The sequence below is a fragment of the Rhizobacter sp. Root1221 genome, from assembly GCF_001425785.1.
Classification (GTDB): Bacteria; Pseudomonadota; Gammaproteobacteria; order Burkholderiales; family Burkholderiaceae_C; genus Rhizobacter.
On record NZ_LMDI01000042.1, the window covers coordinates 24,818 to 33,600 of the forward strand.

Annotated in this window: 4 protein-coding genes; 3 read left to right on the plus strand and 1 reads right to left on the minus strand. The window is 63.1% G+C overall.

Features of this window, described 5'->3' with window-relative positions; genetic code table 11:
* The first annotated feature begins 29 nt into the window (after positions 1-29).
* Positions 30-2,264 carry an ATP-binding protein gene (locus ASC87_RS23900; RefSeq protein WP_162255202.1) on the plus strand — a complete coding sequence of 745 codons (2,235 nt, stop codon included), beginning with the start codon at positions 30-32 and terminating at the stop codon, positions 2,262-2,264.
* A complete protein-coding gene (locus tag ASC87_RS23905) occupies positions 2,261-5,911 on the plus strand; it encodes a response regulator (protein WP_056668609.1) in 3,651 nt (1,216 codons plus the stop codon). The genes ASC87_RS23900 and ASC87_RS23905 overlap by 4 nt, the downstream gene beginning before the upstream one ends.
* A 38-nt stretch (positions 5,912-5,949) precedes the next feature.
* On the opposite strand, the gene ASC87_RS23910 is transcribed toward ASC87_RS23905, so the two are convergent.
* Positions 5,950-6,603, minus strand: coding sequence for a DedA family protein (locus ASC87_RS23910; RefSeq protein ID WP_056668612.1), 654 nt, complete (start codon positions 6,601-6,603; stop codon positions 5,950-5,952).
* 170 nt (positions 6,604-6,773) lie between these two features.
* On the opposite strand from ASC87_RS23910, the gene mutL reads away from it, so the two are divergent.
* Positions 6,774-8,660, plus strand: a complete 1,887-nt coding sequence (gene mutL / locus ASC87_RS23915) for a DNA mismatch repair endonuclease MutL (RefSeq protein ID WP_056668615.1) — start codon at positions 6,774-6,776, stop codon at positions 8,658-8,660.
* The last annotated feature ends 123 nt before the right edge of the window (positions 8,661-8,783 follow it).

Consider the following 8,783-nt stretch of genomic DNA (forward strand, 5'->3'; position numbering starts at 1 on the left):
TTGCCGAAGCATTGGCGTAGGCAATCATGATGTTGAAGGGCCTCGTACCCATCAAAGACTCGATTGCCACCAGGCTTCTAAGGGTGGTGTTCTCTTTCTACATCGTTCTTGTCGTGACGGTAACGGGTGCGCAAATCACCGCGGAATATGTGCACACAAGAAATCTCGTTCTTGAAGAGTTGGAAATACTTAAGCAGGTGTTTCAGCCCTCATTGGAACAGGCGCTTTGGGAGCTCAATAATAACCAGCTGCAATCCACCCTGAATGGAATAATTAAACTTCCGAACGTTGTCGGCATAGAGGTTGTGAACTCAAAGGGGGAATATCTGGGGGAAAGGGGGAGTGTTCTACATCTGTCCGATTTGGTGCCCGCCGAAAGGGTGGATACAAGCCACCCAAGTATTGATGCGTCTTCCGGGCTTTTCTGGAAAACGTTCCAGATAAACCATCTGCGGGACAATGCCTCGTTCCGGGTGGGCGCTGTAACGATTTATTCGAGCGAAAAGATAATTGTCAACCGGCTGAAATCAAGCGTTATCTTCATGATTGCCTGCGCAATCGTCAACATAATAGGATTCTGGATACTTTTCCTGTTGATTTCAAGGTACTTGCTGAGCAGGCCGCTGGCGGAGCTGACGCGCGCAGCAGAGCAACTGAATTTTGACAACCTGGAGAATGTCAAAATCGCTGTAAGCACCAAGGGAAACAACGAACTGAAAATTCTCGAGAATGCTTTCGTGGCGATGATCCGGAATCTGCTCCAAGCCCGTTCAGAGCTGTATAAAAACAAGGAGTCCCTGGAAATCAGGGTTGTGGAGCGCACTGCCGAGTTGATCGTGACGAAAGAACAGGCGGAACGGGCGAATCGCGCGAAAAGCGTCTTTCTGGCCAACATGAGCCACGAACTGCGCACGCCGCTGAATGCCGTGCTCGGATTCGCGCAATTGCTGAAGGTTGCCCCGGAGGCCACCGGGAAACAGATCGAGAGTCTGAACATCATCACCCGTAGCGGCGAACACCTGTTGAACCTGATCAACAACATCCTGGACATCTCCAAGATCGAATCCGGGCGCGTGCTGCTCGAGGAATTCCCTGCGGATCTGCACCAGGTTATCCAGGAGATGTGGTCGCTGATGCATGTCAAGGCGCAGGAGAAGGGCCTGGATTTCACGGTGGAGCAAGCCCCGGATTTTCCCCGCCGTGCAAACGTTGACTCGGGCAAGTTGCGCCAGGTGTTGATCAATCTGATCGGAAACGCCATCAAGTTCACGCAAACCGGCGGCGTGATTCTCCGTGCAGGCATCGCACACCGGGAGTCACCGGAATCGGCGCGCCTTCGATTCGAAGTGAAGGACAGCGGCCCTGGCATCCGGAAGGAAGACCTGGCGCGCCTGTTCCAACCCTTTGTGCAACTGGCTGACCAGCCTGCCAGGGACGCCGGAACCGGGCTGGGACTGGCCATCTGCAAACAGCATGTCGATCTCATGGGCGGGCACCTTGGCATTGCCAGCGAGCCAGGGCGCGGTTCGGTGTTTTACTTCGAGATTCCAGTGGCAGTGCTTTCCGCCGAGGAGACGCCCGTCGCGCTACATCACGGCCGCGTCATCGGGCTTGAAGCGGGGCAGCCGCGTTACCGAATCCTTGTCGTTGAGGATCAGGCGGAGAACCGCCTGCTCTTGTACAAGCTGCTTGAGCCGCTGGGCTTTGACCTGCGGGAAGCTGCCAATGGCAAGGAGGCGGTGGAGATATTCGAGGAATGGCATCCCCACCTGATCTGGATGGATGTGCGCATGCCCGTCATGGACGGGAAAGAAGCCACCCGGCACATCAAATTGACCGAAGCTGGCAAACACACCAAGATCATTGCCGTCACGGCTCACGCCCTGGAGGATGAGCGGCGCGAGATATTGGCGGCAGGCTGCGATGATTTCATTCGAAAACCCTATAGGGATTCGGAGATACTCGACGCGCTGGCCAAACACCTCGGCATACGCTATCGGCATTCTGCCCCAGATTCCGCAGGTGCCGGGATCACAGCACGGGCGTTGAATGCAGATCAGTTTCGGAAACTTCCCCCGCCTCTTGTTGATGAGTTGTTGAGGGCCGCGCAATTGCTGGAAGGCCCCCGCATACTCGAGGTGATAGGTCATATCAGCAGCCTGGACCACGAGCTGGGCGAACGCCTGCGCCGCATGGCGGAGAATTTGCAGTATAAAGAGCTTCTCGAGATCCTGAATGGATTGAAGGAAGGGGAGGTCTCATGAGCGATGTTGATACCTATCCGGACGACATCCTTGTAGTTGACGACACACCGGCCAGTCTCAAGCTGCTGGAAGGCGTGCTGAGCAGCGCGGGCTACCGCGTGCGATTGGCTACCGACGGCGAGGTGGCTCTTTTCAGCGCGAAGATGCACCCGCCTGCGATGATCCTGCTGGATATCAAGATGCCCGGCATGGATGGTTTCGAGGTATGCCAGCGCCTCAAGCAGGAGGAACGAACCCGTTCCATCCCCGTCATCTTTCTCAGCGGCCTCCAGGATGAACGTGAGAAGGTCAAGGCTTTTGAGGTCGGCGGCGTTGACTACATCAACAAGCCGATTCGTGCCGAGGAGGTGCTCGCGCGGGTTAGTACTCACCTTGCGTTGCGGCATGCGCTGTCGGATCTGGAGGCGCGCAATGCCGAGCTGGAGGCGGCGCGCCATACGCTGGAGGAAAGGGTCAGGGAGCGTTCAGCGGAACTGGAGATGGCAAACTGGCGGCTTCGTCAGCAGGTCGAAGAACATCTTCGCACCGTTAAGGCGCTGCAGGAAAGCGAAGCCCGGTTGAATATCTCCCAGCGACTCAGCAAGGTTGGCGGTTGGGAATACGATATTTCGTCGGGCAAGTCATTCTGGACGGAGGAGCTCTACAGAATCCATGAGCTGTCCGCCACTCCCGGTCTGGACCACATTCAGGAAAGCCTGAAGTGCTACAGGCCCGAAGACAGGCCAACCATACTCGCCGCGTTTCGCGGAGCCGGTGAGCGCGCTGAACCCTACGACCTCGAGTTCCCGTTCACGACATTCGGAGGGAAGCCTCTGTGGGTCCGCCTGACCGCCGAACCCGTTTATGCGGAAGGCAAGGTTGTGCGCGTAGCAGGAAACCTCATCGACGTCACCGAGCGCAAACGGGTGGACGATGCGTTGCGCGCGAGCGAGGAGAAATACAGATCCCTGATCCAGAAGCTTCAGGCGGCCGTGGTGGTTCATGCAGCAGATACCCGCATCGTCACTTGCAATGCCGTTGCGCAGCGGTTGCTGGGGCTCACGGAAGATCAGTTGCTGGGGAAGACCTCCATCGATTCGGATTGGCACTTCTTCCGTGAAGACAGAACCGTGATGCCGTTGGAGGAGTACCCGGTCAATCAAGTGCTGGCCACACGGCAACCGCTCAAGAACCTCATGGTCGGTGTGCATCGCCCGGGCAACGCGGAAGACGTCTGGCTCATGGCCAGTGCCAATCCGGTATTCGGTACGGGAAACGCAATCGAGGAAATCGTCGTGACCTTCATCGACGTGACCGAGCGCTTGCGGGATCAGGAGAAGATCACCCATCTTGCGTCCATCGTGGAATCGTCAGATGACGCGATCATCGGCAAGCTGCTGGACCAAACCATCGTCAGTTGGAATCGTGGCGCCGAGCGCATCTATGGCTATACCTCTGCCGAGATGGTGGGCCGCTCCGTCTCGATTCTGGTTCCTCCCGAGTTGCAGGATGAGTCGGCCACCATCATGGAGCGGCTGAAACAGGGCGAAGGGGTGGAGCACCTCGAAACGACCCGCCTGCGCAAGGACGGGCAGGCGATCAATGTGGCCCTCACGATTTCCCCGATGAAGGACGCCAGCGGGCGAGTTTTCGGCGCGTCCACCATCGCCCGCGACATCACCGAGCGCAGGCAGAGTGAAGCCGAACGGGACGCGCGGCGAGTCGCCGAAGCGTCGAACCAGGCCAAGAGCGAGTTCCTGGCCAACATGAGCCACGAGATCCGCACGCCGATGAACGCCATTCTCGGCATGTCGTACCTGGCGCTGCAAAGCCACCTGAGTCCGCAACAGTACAACTACGTGGAGAAGGTGCACCGGTCGGCCGAGTCGCTGCTGGGCATCATCAACGACATCCTCGATTTCTCGAAGATCGAGGCGGGTCACCTGGACATCGAACACATCCCGTTCGACCTCGGCGATGTCATGGACAGCCTGGCCAACCTGCTGGGCATGAAGGCCGAAGAGAAGGGCCTGGAGCTGGTGTTCGCCTTGCCGCCGGACCTGCCCAACGCGCTGGTAGGCGATCCCTCGCGGCTGGGGCAGGTGCTGATCAACATGGGCAACAACGCGGTCAAGTTCACCGAGCGGGGGGAGGTCGTCGTCGGCGTCGAGGTGCTCGCGCGCGACACTACCTCGGTGCGCCTGCGCTTCGAGGTGCGCGACACCGGCATCGGCATCACACCCGAAGAGCAACAGCGGCTTTTCAAGCCGTTCTCGCAGGCCGACGCGTCGACGAGCCGCCGGTTCGGCGGCTCCGGACTGGGCCTGGCCATCAGTCACCACCTGGTGCGCATGATGGACGGAGAACTCGGCGTCGACAGCACACCGGGGCGCGGAAGCCGGTTTTACTTCAGCGCGAACTTCGGCATCGGGCTCGAACGCGCCGCCAACGATGCGGCCTTGTCCGATGACGGCCTGCACGGCGCCCGTGTGCTCGTCGTTGACGACAACGACGCCGCGCGCGAGGTGCTGGTGCACATGGCTGGTTCACTCGGGCTGCGCGCCTCGGCGGCCAACGGTGGCCACGAAGCCATCCAGGCGATCGTGGCGGCGGATGCGCGTGGCGAGCCCTTCGACCTGCTCTTGCTCGACTGGAGGATGCCGGGCATGAACGGTGTCGACTGTGCGAAGCAGCTGGCCCGCATGCCTCTGGCGCACCCGCCGCCCACCGTGTTGATGCTCACGGCCTTCTCCAGCGATGAAATGGCGCGCGCGCTGGCGGCCGAACGGCTCACCGTGGCGGCGACGCTGACCAAGCCGGTCACGCCTTCGACGCTGCTGGACGCCAGCCTGCAAGCGATCGGCCAGCCGCGCCAGCATGCCCTGCGAGGCGAGTTGCGTGAAGAAGCGCTGCAGAGCAACCGTGCGGTCCTGGCCGGTGCCCATGTGCTGCTGGTTGAGGACAACTCGTTCAACCAGGAGCTGGCCCGTGACCTCCTGGGCCGCGCGCAGATCGTGGTTCGGGTCGCCAACAACGGCCGCGAAGCCATCGACATGCTGGCGCGCGAACGCTTCGACGCGGTGCTGATGGATTGCCAGATGCCGGTCATGGACGGCTATGAGGCCACGCGCGAGTTGCGTGGCCACCCGGAGTGGCGCGATCTGCCGGTCATTGCGATGACAGCCAACGCGATGGTCGGCGATCGCGAGAAGGTGCTGGCGGCCGGCATGAACGACCACATTGCCAAGCCGATCAACGTGGCCGAAATGTTCGCCACGCTGGCGCGCTGGGTTCGACCGGAGGTTGCTGCGGCGAGCGGTGGTTTCCCGAGCATCGAGAGCGCGGCTGCGCTGGCCGGGGTGATGGGCGACGAGCAGCTCTATCGGCGCTTGTTGGGCATGTTCCGTGATCGGGAAGCCGGCTTTGCGGCCCGTTTTGGCGCCGCCTGTGCAGCGCGCGACATCTTCACGGCCACGCGGTTGGCGCACGACCTGAAGAGCGAGTCCGGCACCCTGGGGGCGACGGCCGTCCGCGAGGCCGCTGAAGCGTTGGAACAAGCCTGCGCCAACGGCGCCGGCCCGGCCGTCATCGACGCGCTGCTCGCGGCCGTGATCGAGCGCCTGGACCCCGTGATCGCCGGCTTGCGCTCGCTCGAGGGCTCGCGGTAGGCACGCGCGTTACCGCACGAGCAGGGACACATTCATCTTCAAACCGGCGCGGCCACCGACTTGCGCCGTGCCTTCCATGCGCCGAAAAGCACCAGCAGCCCCGGAATGAAGATGGCAGCCCAGATGATCTTGTCGAGGTTTTCCTTGACCCACGGGATGTTGCCGAACAGGTAGCCGGTCACCGTGATGCCGCCCACCCACAGCACCGCGCCGGCGATGTTGAACAGCGTGAACTTGCTTCGGGTCATCAGCGCCACGCCCGCCACGAACGGCGCGAACGTGCGCAGGAACGGCATGAACCGCGCGGCGATCACCGTGGCGCCGCCGTACTTCTCGTAGAACGCATGGGCCTGGTTGAACGCGTTCTTGTTGAAGAAGCGCGAGTTCTCCCACTGGAACACCTTCGGCCCGAAGTAGCGGCCGATCGCGTAGTTGGCCTGGTCGCCGAGGATGGCCGCCACGATCAGGAGGCCCATCGCCAAGGGCAGGTTCATCAGCCCCGCGCCACACAGCGCGCCCACGACGAACAGCAGCGAGTCGCCGGGCAGGAAGGGCATGATCACCAGGCCTGTTTCGACGAAGATGATCAGGAACAGCAGGGCGTACACCCAGGCGCCGTACGTGGCCACGAAGTTGGCGAGGTGCACGTCGACGTGCAGGATGAAGTCGATCAAGAACGTGACAATTTCCATAAAAAAGATTGTACGGCCCTTGGATGAGGCCCCCCAGTCGGCTGGCGCCTCCTGCCCCCAGGGGGCGACCCCGGGTCGGCCGGCAGAGCCGGTCCTCGCGGGTGGCTTGATCGTTCGCTTCGCTGCGCTCGCTCTGCTGCCGGGCGGGTGCGGTTCCCTACAATGCCCGGATGAACGCCGTTTTGCAGCCTCCTGAGCGCCGCCCCATCCGTGAGTTGCCCGATGAACTGATCAGCCAGATCGCGGCCGGCGAGGTGGTGGAGCGGCCGGCGTCGGTGGTGCGGGAGCTGGTGGACAACGCGTTGGACGCGGGCGCCACCGAGGTGGTGGTGAAGCTCGTGGCCGGGGGCGTGCGCAGCATCCTGATCGAGGACGACGGCCACGGCATTCCGGCCACGGAACTGCCGCTGGCATTGCGGCGTCATGCCACCAGCAAGATCGGGTCGCTGCACGACCTGGAAAGCGTGGCCACGATGGGGTTTCGCGGGGAAGCGCTGGCGGCCATCTCGTCGGTGGCCGAGGTCAGCATCTCGAGCCGCACCGAAGGTGCACCCCACGCGCAGCGCCTCGATGCGCGATCAGGCGAGCTGGCCCCGGCGGCCCGCGGCCGCGGTACCAGCGTGGAAGTGCGCGAACTGTTTTTCAACACACCGGCGCGCCGCAAGTTCCTGAAAACCGACGCCACCGAGCTCGCCCACTGCGTGGACGCCGTGCGCCGCCACGCACTGACGCGCCCCGACGTCGGGTTCTCGGTGTGGCACGAAGGCAAGGTGGTGCAGCAGTGGCGCCGTGCGTCACCCGACCAGCGGGTGCAGGACGTGCTCGGTGGTGAGTTCATCGAACAGAGCCGCCCGGTCGACATGACCCTCGGCCCCATGCGCGTGACCGGCCGCACCGGTATTCCCGCGGCCGCGCGCGCCCGAGCCGACCAGCAATACGTCTACGTCAATGGCCGCTACGTGCGCGACAAGTTGATCGCGCACGGCATCCGCTCGGCCTACGAGGACGTGTTGCACGGCGGCCGGCAGCCGTCGTACGTGCTGTACATCGAGATCGCCCCCGACCGCGTGGACGTGAACGTCCACCCGACGAAGATCGAGGTGCGCTTCCGCGATTCACGCGAGGTGCACCAGGCCATGCGCCGTGCGGTCGAGGGCGCGCTGGCCGCGCCCCAGGCGGGCGGGGCGGTGCCCATGGCACCGGTGCAGGCGGGTATCGACACCGCCGTTGCCATGGAAGCCCTGGCCGCGGCCGACAACGAGATGTGGGCCCGTGGCCCCAAACCCGTGGCCTACAACCCGCCGTCGGAAGGGTTCGGCGCGTTCCGCCCGCCGGGCCAGCAGGTGTCGCTCGGTCTGCAGCAGGCCGCCGTGCTGTACGCCCAGGAAGTGCCCGCGGCGTACCGGGTGCCCGGGCAGTCTCCGGCCGCAGCAGCACCCGCCGCCGCACCGGCCAGCCGCCTGCCCGACGGCGACTGGCCGCTCGGCCGCGCGCTCGCCCAGGTGGGTGGGGTGTTCGTGCTGGCCGAGAACAACCACGGCCTCGTGATCGTCGACATGCATGCGGCCCACGAACGCATCGTGTACGAACGCCTGAAGGCAAGCCTCGGCACCGCCGACATCGAAGCGCAGCCGCTGCTGATCCCGGCCACGTTCCCGGCCACCGCGGAAGAGATTGCCACGGTGGAATCCCAGGGCGACAACCTGCGCAAGCTCGGCCTCGACATCTCCGCGCTGTCGGCCACCACGCTGGCCGTGCGCTCGCGGCCCGCGGCGCTCGATGGCGGTGACGTGGTGGAACTCGCGCGCAGCGTGATCGCCGAGCTGAGCCAGTTCGACGCCAGCACCGTGATCGAACGCGCCCAGCACGAGTTGCTGTCCACCATGGCCTGCCACGGTGCCGTGCGGGCGAACCGCCAGCTCACGCTCGACGAGATGAACGCGCTGCTGCGCGACATGGAGCGCACCGAACGCTCCGACCAGTGCAACCACGGCCGGCCCACGTGGCGCCAGCTGACGATGAAGGAGCTGGACGGGTTGTTCTGGCGCGGGCGCTAGCTAGGCCCGACACACACCGGGCAGTCATCCCGTACATGGACGCCCCTGTTTCGCAAGCACTTTGTTGGCATGGTCTGGCTGGCAGGAAGAGAGTTGCACCCGTACATCCGGACTTTGAAGTTG